Consider the following 17,894-nt stretch of genomic DNA (forward strand, 5'->3'; position numbering starts at 1 on the left):
GAGCACACGATGAAGTTCGGCATCGTCTTCTTCCCCACCGTCGGCCCGGCCGACAAGCCCGCCCCGCAGTACTTCGACGAGGCGCTGCGCCTGGTGGACCTCGCCGAGGAACTGGGCTTCGACCACGTGAAGATGGTCGAGCACTACTTCTTCGCGTACGGCGGCTACAGCCCCGACCCGGTGACGTTCCTGGCCGCCGCCGCGGGCCGCACGAAGCGGGTGCGGCTGGGCACCAGCGCCACCATCCCCGCCTTCCAGCACCCGGTGAAGCTGGCGGGCAAGCTGGCCATGCTCGACGCCATGTCGGGCGGCCGGGTCGACGCCGCGTTCGGACGGGCCTTCCTGCCCGACGAGTTCACGGCGTTCGGCATCCCCATCGACGAGTCCAAGGACCGCTTCACCGAGGGCGTCGAGGCGATCAAGCGGCTGTGGGCCGAGGAGGACGTGGTCTTCGAGGGCCGCTTCCACCGCTTCGGCCCGGTCACCCTGCTGCCCCGGCCCGTGCAGGACCCGCACCCGCCGGTGTTCGTCACCACCGCCCGCAGCGCCGAGTCGTGCGCCGAGGCGGGCCGCGCCGGGCACCACCTCCAGACCGTGCCCAACGTGATGTCCACCGAGGAGCTCCAGAGCCGGCTCGCCGTCTACCGCGAGGAGTGGGCCGCATCCGGCCGCGCCCCGGGCACCGAGCAGATCCACTTCAGCTATCCGTGCGTGGTGTCCGAGGACGGCGACACGGCCCGGACGAAGGGCCGTCACGACGACGACCGCAACTCCGCGGCGATCCGCGCCGCCGTCGCCTCCTGGGAGACCACGCGCAGCTCCGCCTACCCCGGCTACGAGAAGCTCGTCGAGGCCACGAGGACCTCGCACTTCGAGGGGAAGCTGGCGCAGAACAAGCTCCTCATCGGCGCCCCGGACCAGGTCCGCGCCCAACTGGAGCAGATCGCCGAGTGGTTCGGCGACGACATCACCATCAGCCTCGGCGTCCACTCCGGCCATCTGTCCTTCGAGGACGCCGCCACGACCATGCGGTTGATGGCCGAGCAGGTCATCCCGAAGCTGTCCGCCGCCCGGTGACCACCGGCCCGTCGACCCCGAAGCGAGGCATGCACCCATGACGCCCCCAGCACAGCAGCGGACGGTCACCGTCGTCGGCGCCGGCACCATCGGCCTCGGGTGGATCGCGCTGTTCCTCGGCCACGGACTGCGCGTCCGCGTCAACAGCCGCAGGCCCGACGCGCCGCGCATCGTCCAGGAGGCCCTCGACCTGTTCGCCCCGTTCCTCCCTGAGGGGAGCGAGGACCCGGCCGGGTTCGGGGAGCGCCTGGAGTTCGAACCCGACGTGGAGCGTGCCGTCGCGGACGCCGACGTCATCGTGGAGAACGCCCCGGAGAACCTGGAGCTCAAGCAGGAACTCTTCGCCCGGATCGGCAAGGCGGCCCGGCCCGACGCGCTGATCCTGTCCTCCACCTCCACCCTGAACCCCGACGACCTGGGCGCCCTGATGGCCGACTCAGCCCGGCTCGTCGTCGGGCACCCCTTCAACCCGCCGCACGTCGTGCCCCTCGTGGAGGTCGTCGCCGGTGAGCGCACCTCCCCTCAGGCCGTGCGGGAGGCCGTCGCGTTCTTCGAGTCGGTGAGCCGGGTCCCGGTGGTGCTGCGCAAGCCGGTCCTGGCATTCGCGGCGAACCGGCTGCAGTCCGCGCTGCTGCGCGAGTCGATCCACCTGGTGAAGGAGGGCGTGGTCTCCCTGGAGGAGCTGGACCGCGTCGTCACGCACTCCATCGGGCTGCGCTGGGCGACCGTGGGCCCCTTCCTCGCCTTCCACCTGGGCGGCGGCACCGGCGGCCTGCGCAAGTGGCTGGGCACGCTCGGCTCCGGCCTGGAGAAGGGCTGGGAGCTGCTCGGCCGCCCCACCCTGGACGAGGCGACGATCCAGTCCCTCATCGAGCAGGCCGAGCAGGTGTACGGCGGCTCGTCGTACGAGGAGCTGGTACGCGAGCGCGACACCCGGCAGACCGCCGTCCTCAAGGCCCTGGCGGAGGTCGGCGACCGCCAGTCCTGAACGACGGCCCGCGCGAGCCCGGTCGGGCCCGCGCCCCCCGACCGGCGGGTGCCCCCACGGCACCCGCCGGTCCTGTTCACCCCTAGGTCCCTTCTGATGGATCCCCGCGGCGTCGCGACGCCCGGCACTCCCCCAAGCTCTTCGAGCAGGGGGTACCCCCACTCGCCGCACCGGACAAAAGCCCTAGTAGCTCCGCTACGAGGGCTTCCGCCCGGCACACCGAGAGCACGCACCGAACGCCGCTCCTTCTCCCGCGGAGATCCATCAGAAGGGCCCTAAACCCCAGGTCACCGCCCCGCCCCGACTTCGAGCCCCCTTCTACCGCCGTGCCGAATGCTGGCGGCACAGCAGCCGACCGGGAGGGCCCCACCGTGTTCCCCACTGTGTTCCGCTTCCGACAGACGTCGGAGTTCCTCGACTGGTTCGCCGAACGGAACCGCACCCACCGGCACCGGGTGACGCCCGTGCCGCTCGACGCCCTGGACAGCTGGGCGAGCGACCCGGAGACCGGGAACCTGCGGCACCGCACGGGGAAGTTCTTCACCGTCGAGGGCGTCGAGATCACCACCGGCCGCCGCGAGACCCGGTCCTGGACGCAGCCGATCATCGTGCAGCCCGAGGCCGGCATCCTCGGCATCCTCGTCAAGGACTTCGACGGCGTACGGCACTTCCTGCTCCAGGCCAAGATGGAACCGGGCAACATCAACGTCCTGCAGATGTCCCCGACCGTGCAGGCCACCCGGTCCAACTTCACCCGCGTCCACCAGGGCGGCGCCGTCCCGTACCTGGAGTACTTCCTGGCGCCGCCCCGGCGGCGGGTCCTGTTCGACGCGCTCCAGTCCGAGCAGGGCTCCTGGTTCCACAGCAAGCGCAACCGCAACATGATCGTGGAGCTGCCGCCCGACGAGGACGTGCCGCCGCGCGAGGGCTTCTGCTGGCTGACCCTGGAGCAGATCGGGGACCTGCTCGCCCTGGACAACGTCGTCAACATGGACACCCGAACCGTCCTGTCGGGCCTGCCGGAGCCCTGGCCCGACGACGTCGGCGCGCCCGGCGCCGAGGACCGCGGCCGGCACTCGATGACCGAACTGCTCAGCTGGTTCACCGACGTCAAGGCACCGCAGGACCTGCACCGGCGCCGCATCCCGCTCGCCGAGGTGAAGGGCTGGACCCACACCGGGGACCGCCTCGTCCACGAGGAGGGCCGCTACTTCTCGGTGATCGGCGTGGACGTCGAGGCGGACGGCCGCGAGGTGGCCCGCTGGTCGCAGCCGATGCTGGCCCCCGCCGGACGCGGGGTGATCGCCTTCCTCACCCGGCGGATCGACGACCGCCGCCACGTACTGGTGAACGCCCGCACGGAGGCCGGCTCCCGCGACATCGCCGAGATGGCGCCGACCGTGCAGTGCTGCCCGGCCAACTACGACGGGCGCCCCGCGCAGGAGCGGCCCCGCTTCCTGGACACGGTCCTGTCGGCGGACCCCTCGCGGATCCTGTTCGACGTGGTGCACTCGGAGGAGGGCGGCCGTTTCCACCACGCCGAGAACCGCTACCTGGTCGTCGAGGCCGACGACGACGTGCCGCTCGACGCGGGCGGGGACCACATCTGGATGACGCCCGGACAGCTCGGCAGCCTGCTGAGGTACTCCAACCACGTCAACGTCGAGGCCCGCAACCTGCTGACCTGCCTGCGCTTCCTGCGGCAGCGGGACCGATGACCGGGCGCACCGTGCGGCTCGGCCTGCTGGGCGCCGCCGACATCGCCGTCCGCCGGATCCTGCCCGCCGTGTCCCGCGCGCCCGGCATCACCCTGACCGCCGTGGCGAGCCGCGACCCCGATCGCGCGAGGACCCTAGCCGCCGCGTACGGGGCCGACGCGCTGCCCGACTACCGGGCGGTCCTCGCCGACCCCCGCGTGGACGCGGTGTACGTGCCCGTGCCGGCGGCGCTGCACGCCGACTGGGTGCGCGCCGCCCTGGAGGCGGGCAAGCACGTCCTCGCCGAGAAGCCGCTGACCACCGACCCCCGCACGACCGCCGAACTGGTCGCCCTGGCCGGGAAGTCGGGGCTGGTGCTGCGGGAGAACTACCTCTTCGTCCACCACCCGCAGCACCGGGCGGTGCTCGACCTGATCGCACGGGGCGCCGTCGGCGAGGTCCGCGCGGTCTCGGCCGCCTTCACCATCCCCCCGCGGCCCCCGGCCGACATCCGCTACCGCCCCGACCTCGGCGGCGGCGCCCTCCTCGACGTCGGCGTGTACCCGCTGCGCGCCGCCCAGTTGCTGCTCGGCCCCGAACTGCGGGTGGCCGGCGCGGTGCTGCGCACCGATCCCGCGCGGGGCGTGGACGTGGCGGGCGCGGCCCTGCTGTGCCGGGACGGGGACGGCGCGACCGCCCACCTCACCTTCGGTATGGAGCACCGGTACACGTCCCGCTACGAGGTGCTCGGCAGCACCGGCAGGCTCCGCCTCGACCATGCCTTCACCCCACCCCCCGACCACCGCCCCGTCCTGCTGCTGGAGGGCCCGGACGGCGTCCGGCGCCACGAGCTGGAACCGTACGACCAGTGCCTCGGCGGCGTCGAGGCGTTCACCCGCGCGGTCGTCGGCGGCGAGGCGACCGGCGACGAGGCCGGTACGTCCGGCGCGATCAGTACCCGACAGGCGGAGCTCACCGCCGACATCCAACGACAGGCCCAGTACGCCGTGGGAGGCGATGCTCGATGACCGAGACCCTGGTGACCGGTTCCCCCGAGGCCAAGCAGGAGCGGGCGGCGGCCAAGGCCCGCATCCTGGAACAGGTCCGTGACTACCACGCCCACGGCGACCAGCACGGCGGCGGGTCCGGCGCGTTCGTGCCCGGCGAGACCGAGGTGTGGCCCTCCGGCGCCGTCTTCGACGCCGAGGACCGGGCGGCGCTCGTCGAGGCCGCGCTGGAGATGCGGATCGCCTCGGGGGTCAGCTCCCGCCGCTTCGAGCGGGACTTCGCCCGGTACTTCAAGCTGCGCAAGGCCCACCTCGCCAACTCCGGTTCGTCCGCGAACCTGCTGGCGCTGTCCGCGTTCACCTCGCACCTGCTGGAGGACCGCCGGCTGCGGCCCGGCGACGAGGTGATCACCGTCGCGGCGGGCTTCCCGACCACCGTCAACCCGATCATCCAGAACGGCCTCGTGCCCGTCTTCGTCGACGTCGACATCCCGACGTACAACACCACACCGGAGCGGGTGGCCGCGGCCATCGGCCCGCGCACCCGGGCCATCATGATCGCCCACGCCCTGGGCAACCCGTTCGCCGTCGAGGAGATCGCCGCGCTCGCCGAGGAACACGACCTGTTCCTGATCGAGGACAACTGCGACGCCGTCGGCTCGACCTACCGCGGCAAACTCACCGGCACCTTCGGCGACATCGCCACGACCAGCTTCTACCCCGCGCACCACATCGCGATGGGCGAGGGCGGCTGCGTCCTCACCAGCAATCTGTCGCTGGCCCGGATCGTGGAGTCACTGCGCGACTGGGGCCGGGACTGCTGGTGCGAGCCGGGCGAGAACAACCGCTGCTTCAAGCGGTTCGACTACCAGATGGGCACGCTGCCGCACGGCTACGACCACAAGTACATCTTCTCCCACGTCGGTTACAACCTGAAGGCCACCGACCTCCAGGCCGCCCTCGGCCTGAGTCAGCTCCGCCGGCTGGACGCCTTCGGCGACGCCCGCCGCGCCAACTGGCGCCGGCTGCGGGAGGGACTGGACGGCGTGCCCGGGCTGATCCTGCCGGAGGCGACACCCGACAGCGACCCCAGCTGGTTCGGCTTCGCCCTCACGGTCCGCCCCGAGGCCCGCTTCACCCGCAAGGAGCTGGTCGACTTCCTGGAGGCCCGCAGGATCGGCACCCGCCGCTTCTTCGCCGGCAACCTCACCCGGCACCCCGCCTACCAGGACCGCCCGCACCGTGTGGTGGGCTCCCTGGTGAACAGCGACCTCGTCGCCGAGCACACCTTCTGGGTGGGCGTCTACCCGGGCCTGGACGAGCAGCGCGTCGACTGGATCGCCGAGAGCGTCCGCGACTTCGCGGCGAAGAAGTCCTGAGCCGTACGGTCCCCCGACACACGTTCGCCCCCGCCGGCCCAGGGCCGGCGGGGGCGAACGTGTGAGGTGCTCAGGTGAAGACGGGCAGCCGCGCGGGACCCTGCGCGGTGTTCCCGGAACCGGAGTGCGGGGTCCCCCGCGTCCCGCCGTCCGGTCGGGAACCGAGCAGTTCCAGCTGGAGCCGCTGAAGGTCCGCGGAGGGCTCGAGGCCCAGCTCGTCCGCGAGGATGCGCCGCAGGTTCTGGTACGCCTGGAGGGCCTCCGCGCGCCGCCCGGAGGCGCCCAGCGCCATGATGAGCCGGCTGTGGAACCACTCGTTGAGCGGGTAGTCGTTGACGAGCTTGCGCAGCTGCGGAATGGACTCGCGGTGCCGGTTCAGGCCGCCCTCCGCCTCGATCCGGATCTCCAGCGCCCGGATGCGCAGCTCCTCCAGGTGCACGATGTGCCCGGTGAGCAGGTCACCGGCGGGGATGTTGGACAGGGCGGGCCCCCGCCACAGCTCCAGGGCCCCGTCGATCCTGCGCACGGCCGACTCGTAGCGGTGCGCCCCGAGGTCGGTGTGCGCCTCGGCGACCAGCCGCTCGAAGATCCGTATGTCGACCTCGTCGTCCTCGACCTGGACGGCGTAGCCGGGGGCACGGGTGACCAGCAGGGGCCGCTCGGCGGGGACGAGGCGCTCGGCCACGAACATCCGCCGGGCGTGGTAGACGTACGTCTGGAGCGTCGTGACGGCGCTGCGGGGCGGGCTCTCGCCCCACAGCTCGTGGATGAGGGAATCGGACGTGACGATCTCGTTGGCCCGGGTCAGCAGCAACGCCAGGGTCTGGCACACCTTCGGCGTGCTCGGCAGATAGGATCTGCCGTCCTGCGCGACGATCTCGAACGGGCCTATGAGGTTGAACCGCACCACGCTTGCTCCTCTTCAGGTGGGGGCGAAGAATGCCGGTTGCCGCGTTCTGTGAGGTGATGACCAGAACGGTAGGCGTGGTGCGAGGTGTCCCCCTACGCCGACAGGGCGAGAGTGTCACTCTCGCCCTGTTCTCCTGCGGCGTCCTGACGAGGCGTCACGCCGCCGAGCGCCAGCCCGGCAGGGAGCGCGCGGTCCAGGCGGGCGCCGGGCGGCGCTCCGGGCCGCCGTCCCAGGACGCGCCGCGCAGCGGCGCCGCGGCGCCGTCGTCGGTGTGCGCGGCCCGCAGGCGGGCCGCCAGGACGACGGCCAGCGCGGCAAGTTCCTCCGGTGTGGGATCGCCGCGGGTGATCCGCCAGGACGCCCCGCTGAGCACGTCCCGCGTCCGCGCCTCCGGTCCGGTGGGCGTTCCGTCGGCGCTCACTGGGGCTGGTTCCCGTGCTTGCGGCTGGGCAGCGGCGCGTGCTTGGAGCGCAGCACGGACAGGGTGCGGATCAGGACGGACCGGGTGTCGGCCGGATCGATGACGTCGTCGACCAGACCCCGCTCCGCCGCGTAGTACGGGTGCATCAGCTCCTCCTTGTACTCCTTGACCAGGCGGGCCCGCATGGCCTCGGGGTCGTCCGCCTGCGCGATCTGTCGGCGGAAGACGACGCCCGCGGCGCCCTCCGCGCCCATCACGGCGATCTCGTTGATCGGCCACGCCAGCGACACGTCCGTACCGATGGACCGCGAGTCCATGACGATGTAGGCGCCGCCGTAGGCCTTGCGCAGGATGAGCTGGACCCGCGGCACGGTGGCGTTGCAGTAGGCGTACAGCAGCTTGGCGCCGTGCCGGATGACACCGCCGTGCTCCTGGTCCACGCCCGGCAGGAAACCCGGCACGTCCACCAGGGTCACCAGCGGAATGTTGAAGGCGTCGCACATCTGCACGAAGCGGGCGGCCTTCTCGCTGGCCTCGATGTCCAGCACCCCGGCCATCCGCTGCGGCTGGTTGGCGACGACGCCCACCACCTCGCCGCCCATGCGGGTCAGCGCGCAGATCACGTTCGGCGCCCACCGCTCGTGGACCTCGAAGACCTCGCCGTGGTCCGCGATCTCCTCGATGACCTTCGCCATGTCGTAGGCCTGGTTCGGGTCGGCCGGCACCAGGTCCACCAGCGCCTCCCCGCGCCGGTCCGAGGGGTCGCAGGTGGGGCCGCCGGGCGGCGTCTCCCGGTTGTTCGACGGCAGGAACGACAGCAGGTGCCGTACGTCCCGCAGGCAGCACTCCTCGTTGTCGTACACGAACCCCGCCACCCCGGACCGCTCGGCGTGCACATCGGCGCCGCCCAGGTCGTCATGGGTGATCTGCTCGCCGGTGACCGCCTGCACCACGTCGGGGCCCGTGATGAACATCTGCGAGGTGCCGCGCACCATGAACACGAAGTCCGTCAGCGCGGGGGAGTAGGCGGCGCCGCCCGCACAGGGCCCCATGATCACGCTGATCTGCGGGATCACCCCGGAGTTGCGCACATTGCGGCGGAAGATGCCGCCGTACCCGGCGAGCGCCGTCACCCCTTCCTGGATGCGTGCGCCCGCCCCGTCGCACAGCCCCACGACGGGCGCGCCCGCGGACTCCGCCAGGTCCATCAGCTTGTGGATCTTCTGCGCGTGCGCCTCGCCGAGCGCGCCGCCGAAGATCCGGAAGTCATGGGCGTAGGCGAAGACGGGACGGCCGTCGACCGTGCCCCAGCCGGTGACGACGCCGTCCGTGTGCGGGCGGCGGTCCTCCAGGCCGAAGCCCGTGGCGCGGTGCCGGCGCAGCCCCTCGATCTCGACGAACGAGCCCTCGTCGAAGAGGATGTCCAGCCGCTCCCGTACGGTCAGCTTGCCCTTCGCCTTCTGCGCCGAGGTGGCCTTCTCGCCCGGCCCCGCGACCACCGCCGCGCGCAGCGAGGCCAGCTCCTGAACCCGTGCCCGGGTGGTGCCGGCGACCGCCGGCGCTTCCTCGGTCTCCTGGATGACACTCACTTCTGCCCCTTTCGGTCTCTCACGCGTGGCATTCGGGGAGCCGGCCGTGGAACTCGACCATTTCCGAGAACAGCAGTCCGATGTCGAGCGGGTGACCGGGCGGTGCGCCGCCGGCCTCCGCGAACGCCCGATGCAGATTCGGCACCAGCCGCTCGCTGTCGAGGAGTTCCGCGTACGGGCCGAGGTCCGCCTCACGCGCCGTCTCCAGCGGGGTCAGACCCGCCGCGAGACCTCGCCCCGCCAACTCCTGCACCCAGCGCAGGTACCGCTCGGCGGTGTCCAGCAACTCCGGCCCGCCGACCGGGCCGTGACCGGGCACGACGACCCGCGGGCCGAGCGCCCGCAGTTTGCCGACGACGTCGATCGTGCCCGCGACGGACCCGGTCAGGCAGAACGGCGTGGCCCCGTTCATCACCAGGTCGCCCGCGAACAGCACCCCCTCCTCCGGCAGCCACACCACCGTGTCGTTGGTGGTGTGCGCCACGCCCGGGTGCGTCAACTCGGCGCGGACGTCGCCCAGATGCAGGGTCACCGGCTCACGGAACGTCAGGGTCGGCAGCTCCACGGCCAGATCGCCCCAGCACACCTCGGGCCACAGCCCGGTCAGATGCAGCTGGGCGAGGTTCATCTCGGCGCGGGTCGCCTCGTGGGCGATCACCACCGCGTCGTCGGCGAAGAACCGGTTGCCGAAGGTGTGGTCCCCGTGCGGATGGGTGTTGACCACATAGCGCGGGGGACGCGGAGCGACGGCCGCGACCGCCTCCTTCAGCGCCAGCGCCCGTGCCTCGGTCGCCGCCGTGTCGATCAGCGCGGGCCGTCCGCCGGCGGTGATCAGCCCCGCGTTGTTCAGGCACCAGCCGCCGTCCGGCTGGACGTACGCGAACACCCCGTCGGCGACCTCGACCATGCGGGCGTCCGCGGGGGAGTGGCGGCTCACGCGGGCCTCCCCGCGGTGCCACCGCCGTCGCCCCCGGCGCCCGGGGCGGCCAGGGCGTCCTTGCGGGAGCAGGTCACCACCGCCCGCATCAGGCCGCTGTCCACCATCCCGGACGCGTCCACCGTCCCGGCGGCGGCATGGGGCGCCGGTCCCACGGCCGCGCTGAGGGTGCACCGGTCGTCGAGGGTGTGGGTCTCGAAGTGCCAGCCCCCGTCATCGGCGGGCAGCCCGTCCGTGCCCAGCAGCCGCGGCGCGGCCGTCCGGGTCGACGGGGTGGTGAACCCGAACGAACGGAACGACAGGCGCATCCCGAGGCCCAGCGCCTTCGTGTACGCCTCCTTGAGCGTCCACAGCCGGATCACCGCGGCGTTCCGGTCCTCCTCCGGCAGCCATCCCAGGGCCGCCCGCTCGTGCGCCGTGCACACGTCCTCCTCCAGGCCCGTGCCGTACGCCGCCCTGTCCTGCGGTTCGACGTCCACGCCGATCGGGCCCAGCCGGCTCAGCCCCACCGCGACGACGTCGCCCGTGTGACTGAGGCTCACGTCCAGCCGCCCGCACCCCCGCAGATACGGGCGGCCGTTCGGGCGGCGGGCCAGCTCCAGGTCGGCCGGGTCAGCGCCCAGCACGGCGGCCGCCCCGTGCTTCAGCACCAGGCGCGACACGGCGAACCGGGTGCGGGCCTCCTCGCCGTTCACCGCCAGGTAGCGGCCGTACTCGTGACCGAGGAGCCCGTGCAGGGCGGGACCGCGCGCCGCGGGCGCCCATTCGCTCGCCAGACCGTACGCCAGCCCGTACCCGCCGTCGCGGACGGCGCCGCTCAGCGCCTCCCACGGGCCGTCGGGGGAGGCGACGCGCAGGGGAGGCGGCCCTGCCAGACCACGGCGTACGGACATGCTCATCCCTTCTCGCGGTGCCGGGCCGGTGTGCCCAGCACGGTGTCGTACAGATCGAGGCTGTGACCCTCGCGGCAGCGCCGTACGGCCTCGGCGAGCATCACGTCCTCGTGGTCGGCCGAGGCGGCCGCCACCGGCAGGCCGAGCCGCACGGAGATCCGTCCCAGCGCGGTGAGCAGCCAGGCCGGTTCGGCGAGGAACCCGCCGGTGCCCGCCCGCCGGGCCGCACGCCACACCCCGAGGCAGGCGGCGGCCGCGGCGAGCAGCGCGTAGCGCTCGCTCAGGGCGAAGCCGCGCGGGTTGGCGAGCACGGCGGGATCCAGCTCGGGCAGCCGCCGGCACTGGTCGCGCAAGGCGGCCAGTTCGTCCGAGAGCGCGGTCGGCCAGTTCGCGAGCCCCTCGTCGGCCAGCCCGTCGCGGGCCCGCGCGAGCAGTACGGTCAGGCCGTCGTCGGCCGCCGCCAGCTTCAGCCGCGCGCCCGCCAGGGGCGGCACCGGCCCGTCCGGCCGGAACAGTTCCGCCGGGGCCGGCGGCCCCTGGGCCGTCCAGGAACGCCGGGCCAGGGTGGGCAGTTGCGGCAGCAGCGTGGCGAGGGCGGCGGCCGATCCGGCGGGGCCGGGCGGCATCGCCGCGAGGTCGCGGACCTGCTTGTGGAAGGTGCCGAGACCGTCCCCGTCCCGCATCGAGTCGGTCCCCAGCACCGTCATCAGGTCGCCCACGCCCTCCTGGAGCAGCCGCAGCACCAGATACCGGGCGGCGGCCGACCAGATGCTCGACCGTTCCGGCATCAGGTGCAGCGAGCGCAGCGTCACCAGCGACAGGCAGTCCGCGGCCAGCAGGTCCGCGAACGCGCCCACCACGGTGCGGCGCGTGACCCGGGAGCGCATGCCCCGCACCCCGCCCCGCTCCGTCAGCACCGCCGTCAGCACGGCACGCAGAGCGGTGTCGGCGCAGCCGACCGCCATCGACGGGAGCAGCGGGAGGCGGGCCTGTGCCACCCGGCGGGTGACCCACTGGCCGTCGCCCACCTCGCCGATCACCGCTCCGGCCGGCACCGCCCAGTCGTCCAGCACGAGTTCACCGGCGGGGATGCGCGGCGGAACGCCGACGTCGTACGGCGACAGCTGCCCCACCGCGCCCGGCGGCAGGTCCCCGCGGCGCAGGAGCAGCACCGACTCACCGTCGCCGCCCGCGCCCGGCCCCGCGTGCCGGGGCACCACCACGAACCCCGCGGCACGGGGGGCGTTCACCAGCCCGGCCGTACGGCCGGTCAGCCGCAGCGGCGTCCCGCCGTCGGCGATCAGGTTCTCCTCGACGGCCGCGCCGCCGGCGATCCGCTCACCGGCGAGCAGCAGGCGGGCGGTGGCGGTGCGCTGCCCGGCGGTGCCGAAGCACCACGGGTACAGGGCGGCGCCCAGGGAGGCGGAGCCGTAGCCGCGGCCGAGCGCGGCGTCCCGCCGGAACACCGCCCGCAGCAGGGCGGCGGCCTCGTCCAGTCCCGCCAGACGCCCGCCGTGCTCCTCGGGCACGAAGTCCTCGTGCAGCCCGAGCGACGCGAGCGACGGCTCACCACCGAGCGGCAGGTCCCCGCGGCGCTCCGCCGCGAGCACCCCGGCGTCCCCCAAGGGGTTCGCCGCGTCGCCCGGGTCGCCGAGCACCGCCTCCAGGTCGGCCCGCCGGGTCGCCGGACCACGCGGAGGCAGGACCTGTAGCGGGAGTCCCGCCTGCCGTACGGCATCCACCGGGCCCCCCGCGCCGGCCCCTGCCTCCGCCATCGTCGTCTCCTCGCCTCCGCTGCACACGCAACGGTCGCCGGGGGAGCTGGAGCCCGGCTCGGGACGGGCTCGAACGGGCCGGGGCCGGCCGGGGAAGGGGTTGGTGCCGGGTCCGCGTCGGGGCTATGGGCTGGTGGCGGGTCCGGGGCGGGCCAGGGTCCGGTGTCGGGTTCCGGCTGGGAACGGGGCGGGTGCGAGGAGGGCCCGGACGGCGAGTCGGGGCTGTGTCGAGGGCAACGGGTCGACGCCGGGGCCCCGTTGGAGCGGACCGGCGCCGGCGCCGGGGCGCGGGCTGGAGTCGGCCCGGCGGCAAGGGTGTTGAGCGGACGCCGCGAGCCCCGGCGCCGCCCCCCACCTCGCGGGACTACGCCGCGCGCACCCCGTGCACGGCCCGGCGGTCGCGGAGCACCGCCGCCGCGTGGGCCGCCGAGGCGAGGGTCATGTGCCGGTGCCAGCCCTGGAAGGAGCGGCCCGCGAAGTCCCGTATCCCCATCTGCTCGGACACCTGACGGAAGGCCAGCTCCACGGTGTCGGCCAGCGCGGCGAGCGCGAGCAGGGCCTCCTCGGAGCGGTACGGCGCACCGGCACCGGCCCCGCGGGCTGGGCCGACGCCGGACGGCGTCCCCGAACCGGTGGGCGTGCCCGAGCCGGGGGCCGCGCCGAGGGCCGGCGTGGTGGCCAGCCAGTAGCGGTCGGGCCCCCGGGTTCCGGCCGTCCACCGGGCGAGGAGCAGCAGCGGCTGCCGAGGAGCGGCGGGCAGGACGACCGGGAGCGCGGCCCGCACCCCGCGTCCCTCGGCGGGCCGCCACAGCCACCGGCACCCGGCGACGAGCTGATCGGCCGTGGCCGGCCGTTCGCTGTAGCTGTGCAGGACGGCGGGGTCGACCCGCAGCGGCGTCGACGCCGGCACCCGGACGACGGCGGGAACCCCGGTCGGCACGAGCACCCGCAGCACCCGCGTGGGGTCGAGTCCCTCCGCGTCGATGACGACGGGCCGCCGCGACGGCAGGCCGCGGCTCGCGTCGAGGGCGAGCCGGCCCGCGACCTCCTCCGGCCCGGCGGGCAGCGCGCCGGCCGGGATCTGCGCGCGACGGCGCCGGCCGGGGTCGTCGAGCCAGGCGCGGGTCAGCAGCAGCGACCAGTCGCAGGGGACGGCCGTGTGCTCGGACGCGAGCCACGCGCCGTACGCCTGCTGCCCGTGGACGGTCAGGCCGAGGTGCGGCACGAACTGCTGGTCGACGCCCACGGAGTGCGGCCCCGCCTTGGGGATCACCAGGGGCCGGACCACCCACGCGCGGGGCGCGACGGTGTCCTCGACGTACCCGGCGAGCGCCTGCCGCACCCGTGTCCAGTCCCACGAGGAGTTGCTGATGAAGTGGTGGACGCTCTGCTTGGCGGGCTCCCGGTCGGCGGGCTCGCCCTCCATCCAGTCGGCGATGTTCCGCAGCGTCTTGCGTCCGGGCACCGACAGCAGGGCCCGGACGTACTGCTCCGCCTTGAGTCGCTGGCCGCGCCGCGGCATCGAGGCGAACAGCCTGGAGCAGAGCTCTGCGACGTGGTCGCGATGGTCGTACATCGGCCTTCCCCCTCCGGACGGCGGCCGGAGCGGCTACTCCCGGCCAAAAAACACACTGGCCGTCGGCGGTACCGAGCCTTTCCCGGCCCGATTCCGCATCGGTCCCGCATGGCGGGAAGTCACTGGCGCCGTGGGCCAACAGGGGCAGAACGGGCGCTCTGGAACGAGGGGTTGAAAATGGCCACCAGTTGACCTGGCGGGTCGTCACAGGAAATAAGCGTTTACCGTGACACTGCGGTTGCGGAGCGTACAAGTTTCAATTGATGCGATCGAACAAGCCTGCATAGAATCTGGCAGCTGTCGATCAGACCTGAAAGATCGTCGACGGGGGGCTGTGCGAAGATGGCACATCGTGCTGCAGAAATTCGGAGCCCGAGATTCCGAATCCTTGGCGTTCTCGAAGGCTGGCACGAGGATTCGCCGCTGAAACTGGGCGGGGCTCTGCGTTCGCGCACACTGGTGATGCTGCTCCTGGAGGCCAACCGCGTCGTTCCCGTGCCACGCCTGGTCGAGGCCGCCTGGGACGACAATCCGCCGATCAGCGCCTCGCACCAGATCCGCAAGGCGGTCGCCGAACTGCGGCAGCGCATACCGGGCGGGGCCGAGATGATACTGACCGACGGCCCCGGCTACCGGGCGTCGGTGGGCGAGGACCAGCTGGACCTCAGCCAGTACCGCTCCCGGCTGCGCAGGGCGCGCAAGGCCGTGGAGGAAGGCCGCCGGGCCCTCGCCGCGGAGGAGCTGAGAGCGGCGATGGAGCTGTGGCGCGGCCCGGTCATGGCGGGCTTCGGCGGCTCGGTCATCGACGCGGCCTCGGCGGCGCTGGAGGAGCAGCACCTGGCCGCCGCCGAGCAGCTGTTCAGCCTCCAACTGTCGGCCGGCGAGGCGTCGTCGGTCGTCGGCGAACTGCGGGTCCTGGTCAACCAGCACCCGCTGCGCGAGACCCTGCGCGGACAGCTGATGCTGGCGCTGTACCGCACGGGACGGCAGGCCGAGGCCCTGGAGGAGTACGGGCGCGTCCGGCACCTGCTCGCCGAGGAACTGGGCATCGACCCCAGCGGGGCCCTGACGAAGCTCTACGAGGACATCCTGCGGCAGAGCCCCGAACTGGCCCTTCCCGAGTCGGCCCAGGAGCCGACCGCGCCGCCCGCCACCGCCCCCGCCCCGCCGTCGGACGAGCCCGGCCCGACCGCGCCGTCCGCCCTCCCGGCGCCGTCCGCCGCGTCGATGCACTCCGTCGGATCGACGCCCTCCGTCGCGCCCGCGCCGCCCCTGCCGGCCATGCCCTCGGCGCCGAGCACACTGCCGTACGCGCTGCGGGACTTCTCCGGCCGGGCCGCCGAGATGGACTGGATCCGTGAGACGGCCCTCGACAAGGACGGGGTCTGGGCGCACATCGTCGCCATCGACGGCATGGGCGGAAGCGGCAAGACCGCGCTCGCCGTGCAGGCCGCCCACCAGCTCGCCCCGTACTGGCCGGACAGCCAGCTCTTCGTCGACATGCGCGGATTCACCCCCGGCCAGGAGCCGCTGAGCTCGGCCGCCGCGCTGGACGCGCTGCTGGCGTCGGCGGGGGTGCCCGGCGAGGAACTGCCCGACGACCCAGCGGCCCGTACCGCGCTGTGGCGTTCGATCACCGCGCAGCGCAGACTGCTGATCGTCCTCGACAACGCCGCCACCGCCGACCAGGTCATGCCGCTGATCCCGGCCTCCCCCGACTGCCTCACCATCGTCACCAGCCGCCCCCGCCTGGTGGACCTGGACGGCGCCCGCTGGCTCTCGCTGGACGTGCTGACCGACGACGACGCCACCGAACTGCTGGCCCGGACCCTCGGCCGCGAGTGGGTGGAGCGCGAACCGGAGGCGTGCGCCCAGCTGATCCGGCTCTGCGGCCGGCTGCCCCTCGCGATCCGGATCTCCGCCGCCCGCCTCAGGAACCGCTCCCACTGGACGATCCAGCGGCTCGTGGACCGGCTGCGCGACGAGACCCGCCGCCTGGACGAACTCAACTCCACCGGCCGCAGCGTCGCGGTCGTGCTGCGCATGTCGTACCAGGCGATGGACGAGGGCAAGCGCACCGCCTTCCGGCTGCTCGGCCTGCACCCGGGCCGGAACATCGACCCCGCGGACGCCGGGGCCCTCCTCGACTGCCACCCCCACGACGCCGAAGAGGTTCTGGAGCACCTGCTCGACGCCCACCTGCTGGAACAGCGCGAGCCCGGCTGGTACCGGATGCACGATCTCGTCCGGAGCTTCGCCCGCGGCCTCCTCGGCACCGAGCAGGCCGGGGAGCAGGAGAACCAGGCGGTGGGGCGGCTCCTGGACCACTACGTGCTGACGGCGGAGAGCGCCTGCGACACGCTCTTCCCCAAGCGGCCCCGGTTCCCGGAGTTCCTGCCGCCGGGCCGCCCCCTCCACCCCGGCTTCGCCACGGCCGACGAGGCCCTCCAGTGGCTGGACCGGCAGCGCGACAGCCTGCTGTCGGCGGTGGACCTGGCCGTGGAGAACGGCCACCTGCTGCACGCCGCGTACCTGCCGCGCGCCCTCGGCTTCCACTCCCACATCAGGAACTACCCGCACGACCTCCAGGAGACCAACCGGGCCGCCGTCGCGGCCGCCCGCAGCCTCGGACAGCCGGTCCTGCTGCGCATCAGCCTGACCAACCTCGCGATGGGACAGTGGCGGCTCGGCCTGTACGAGGAGTCCGCCGCGCATCTGCGGGAGGCGCTGGACGTCGCCCGCGGCGGCGACCGGCTCGGCGAGGCCGTGTGCATGAGCAGACTGGGCCAGGTCTACAACAGCCTCGGCAAGTTCGCCGAGGCACTGGAACTGCTCACCGGCTCCGCGTGCCTGCAGCAGGAGCTCGGCCAGGTACGGGAGGAGGCGGTGAGCCTCGGCCTGCTCAGCTCGGTCAACGCCCGCCTGGGCCGCTACCAGGAGTCGGCCGACGCGGCGGCCCGCTCGCTCGCGCTGTACCGGGAGATCGGGGAGATCAGCAACTCGATCGTCTCCCTGTCGACGCTGGCCCTGGCCCTGCTGGGACTGCGAAGACCGCAGACCGCCCTGGAACGGCTCGACGAGGCGCTGCAACTCTGCGACCGGCTGAACAAGCCCGCCAACACGGCCCTCATCCTGTCCTACTGCGCCGACGCCTATGTGATGCTCGGCCGGCCCGAGCAGGCTCTGCCCTACATCGAGCGGGCCGCGGAACTGGCCGCCGCCGAGACCACCGCGCGCCGGGCCACGGTGGAGAACGCCGCCGGCCGGGTGCTGCGCGCGCTGGGGAAGTTCTCAGAGGCCCGCGACCGGCACCGCAACGCCCACGACCTGGCCTCCGGTATCGCCTTCCGCTACGAGACGGCGCAGGCGCTGCACGGCCTGGCGAGGGCCGGCGAGGAACTCGGTGACTACGCGAGCGCCCAGGAGCACCGCCGCCGGGCCGACGAGCTGTTCGCCGAGATGGGAGTACCGCGCGAGGCCCGCCGCCTCGCCTGACCCGGCCCTTCGGCACCGGACGAACGGCGCCGGAACAGACAGCGGGCCCCGGCCTCTTTCGAGGCCGGGGCCCGCAGCGGCTCCCGTCTGCCGCCGCCCGAGCCCACCGGGAGACCGGTGGGCAAGCCAGCCTGGACGCGGTGGCTGTCA

General features: G+C 73.4%; 13 protein-coding genes. 6 read left to right on the top strand and 7 right to left on the bottom strand.

Annotated features, from left to right (window positions below):
* Positions 1-9 precede the first annotated feature (9 nt).
* From ACZ4Z3_RS30045 to rfbH, 5 genes are all read left to right on the top strand, one after another.
* A complete protein-coding gene (locus ACZ4Z3_RS30045) occupies positions 10-1,077 on the top strand; it encodes an LLM class flavin-dependent oxidoreductase (protein ID WP_468503966.1) in 1,068 nt (355 codons plus the stop codon).
* A 37-nt stretch (positions 1,078-1,114) separates the two neighbouring features.
* Positions 1,115-2,065 carry a 3-hydroxyacyl-CoA dehydrogenase NAD-binding domain-containing protein gene (locus ACZ4Z3_RS30050; protein WP_468503967.1) on the top strand — a complete coding sequence of 317 codons (951 nt, stop codon included), beginning with the start codon at positions 1,115-1,117 and terminating at the stop codon, positions 2,063-2,065.
* A gap of 371 nt (positions 2,066-2,436) precedes the next feature.
* Positions 2,437-3,783, top strand: a complete 1,347-nt coding sequence (locus ACZ4Z3_RS30055) for an NDP-hexose 2,3-dehydratase family protein (RefSeq protein ID WP_468503968.1) — start codon at positions 2,437-2,439, stop codon at positions 3,781-3,783.
* Positions 3,780-4,790: a Gfo/Idh/MocA family protein gene (locus tag ACZ4Z3_RS30060; RefSeq protein WP_468503969.1), complete on the top strand. Its 1,011-nt coding sequence runs from the start codon at positions 3,780-3,782 to the stop codon at positions 4,788-4,790. The genes ACZ4Z3_RS30055 and ACZ4Z3_RS30060 overlap by 4 nt, the downstream gene beginning before the upstream one ends.
* The gene (gene rfbH, locus ACZ4Z3_RS30065) at positions 4,787-6,148 is read left to right on the top strand and encodes a lipopolysaccharide biosynthesis protein RfbH (protein ID WP_468503970.1); all 1,362 of its coding nucleotides are present in this window, start codon (positions 4,787-4,789) and stop codon (positions 6,146-6,148) included. Before ACZ4Z3_RS30060 ends, rfbH begins: the two co-directional genes overlap by 4 nt.
* Positions 6,149-6,218: 70 nt before the next feature.
* Here the strand turns inward: rfbH and ACZ4Z3_RS30070 are convergent, their stop codons facing one another.
* The 7 genes from ACZ4Z3_RS30070 to ACZ4Z3_RS30100 all read right to left on the bottom strand — a co-directional run bounded on the left by ACZ4Z3_RS30070 (position 6,219) and on the right by ACZ4Z3_RS30100 (position 14,249).
* Entirely contained in the window at positions 6,219-7,058 is an 840-nt protein-coding gene (locus ACZ4Z3_RS30070) for an AfsR/SARP family transcriptional regulator (protein WP_468503971.1), read from the bottom strand.
* A gap of 154 nt (positions 7,059-7,212) precedes the next feature.
* A complete protein-coding gene (locus ACZ4Z3_RS30075; protein WP_468503972.1) occupies positions 7,213-7,479 on the bottom strand; it encodes an acyl-CoA carboxylase epsilon subunit in 267 nt (88 codons plus the stop codon).
* Entirely contained in the window at positions 7,476-9,068 is a 1,593-nt protein-coding gene (locus ACZ4Z3_RS30080; RefSeq protein WP_468503973.1) for an acyl-CoA carboxylase subunit beta, read from the bottom strand. The genes ACZ4Z3_RS30075 and ACZ4Z3_RS30080 overlap by 4 nt, the downstream gene beginning before the upstream one ends.
* A 19-nt stretch (positions 9,069-9,087) precedes the next feature.
* Complete coding sequence (locus ACZ4Z3_RS30085; protein WP_468504044.1) at positions 9,088-9,975, bottom strand: MBL fold metallo-hydrolase; 888 nt, start codon at positions 9,973-9,975, stop codon at positions 9,088-9,090.
* 26 nt (positions 9,976-10,001) lie between these two features.
* Positions 10,002-10,898: a 4'-phosphopantetheinyl transferase family protein gene (locus ACZ4Z3_RS30090; protein ID WP_468503974.1), complete on the bottom strand. Its 897-nt coding sequence runs from the start codon at positions 10,896-10,898 to the stop codon at positions 10,002-10,004.
* Positions 10,899-10,900: 2 nt separating this feature from the next.
* Entirely contained in the window at positions 10,901-12,673 is a 1,773-nt protein-coding gene (locus tag ACZ4Z3_RS30095; RefSeq protein ID WP_468503975.1) for an acyl-CoA dehydrogenase family protein, read from the bottom strand.
* A 364-nt stretch (positions 12,674-13,037) separates the two neighbouring features.
* Positions 13,038-14,249 (bottom strand): IS701 family transposase, encoded by a 1,212-nt coding sequence (locus ACZ4Z3_RS30100; protein WP_468503976.1) that lies wholly within the window; start codon positions 14,247-14,249, stop codon positions 13,038-13,040.
* Between the two features lie 462 nt (positions 14,250-14,711).
* Here ACZ4Z3_RS30100 and ACZ4Z3_RS30105 point away from each other — a divergent pair, with 462 nt between their 5' ends.
* Positions 14,712-17,744: an AfsR/SARP family transcriptional regulator gene (locus ACZ4Z3_RS30105; protein WP_468503977.1), complete on the top strand. Its 3,033-nt coding sequence runs from the start codon at positions 14,712-14,714 to the stop codon at positions 17,742-17,744.
* Positions 17,745-17,894 lie beyond the last annotated feature (150 nt).

The sequence above is a fragment of the Streptomyces sp. NPDC030296 genome, assembly GCF_055572815.1.

Bases quoted from the DNA above. Each gene is read 5' to 3' on its own strand.
- ACZ4Z3_RS30045 (WP_468503966.1), top strand. From the start codon at position 10: ATGAAGTTCGGCATCGTCTTCTTCCCCACCGTCGGCCCGGCCGACAAG.
- ACZ4Z3_RS30050 (WP_468503967.1), top strand. From the start codon at position 1,115: ATGACGCCCCCAGCACAGCAGCGGACGGTCACCGTCGTCGGCGCCGGC.
- ACZ4Z3_RS30060 (WP_468503969.1), top strand. From the start codon at position 3,780: ATGACCGGGCGCACCGTGCGGCTCGGCCTGCTGGGCGCCGCCGACATC.
- rfbH (WP_468503970.1), top strand. From the start codon at position 4,787: ATGACCGAGACCCTGGTGACCGGTTCCCCCGAGGCCAAGCAGGAGCGG.
- ACZ4Z3_RS30085 (WP_468504044.1), bottom strand. From the start codon at position 9,975: ATGGTCGAGGTCGCCGACGGGGTGTTCGCGTACGTCCAGCCGGACGGC.
- ACZ4Z3_RS30090 (WP_468503974.1), bottom strand. From the start codon at position 10,898: ATGTCCGTACGCCGTGGTCTGGCAGGGCCGCCTCCCCTGCGCGTCGCC.
- ACZ4Z3_RS30095 (WP_468503975.1), bottom strand. From the start codon at position 12,673: ATGGCGGAGGCAGGGGCCGGCGCGGGGGGCCCGGTGGATGCCGTACGG.
- ACZ4Z3_RS30100 (WP_468503976.1), bottom strand. From the start codon at position 14,249: ATGTACGACCATCGCGACCACGTCGCAGAGCTCTGCTCCAGGCTGTTC.
- ACZ4Z3_RS30105 (WP_468503977.1), top strand. From the start codon at position 14,712: ATGCTGCTCCTGGAGGCCAACCGCGTCGTTCCCGTGCCACGCCTGGTC.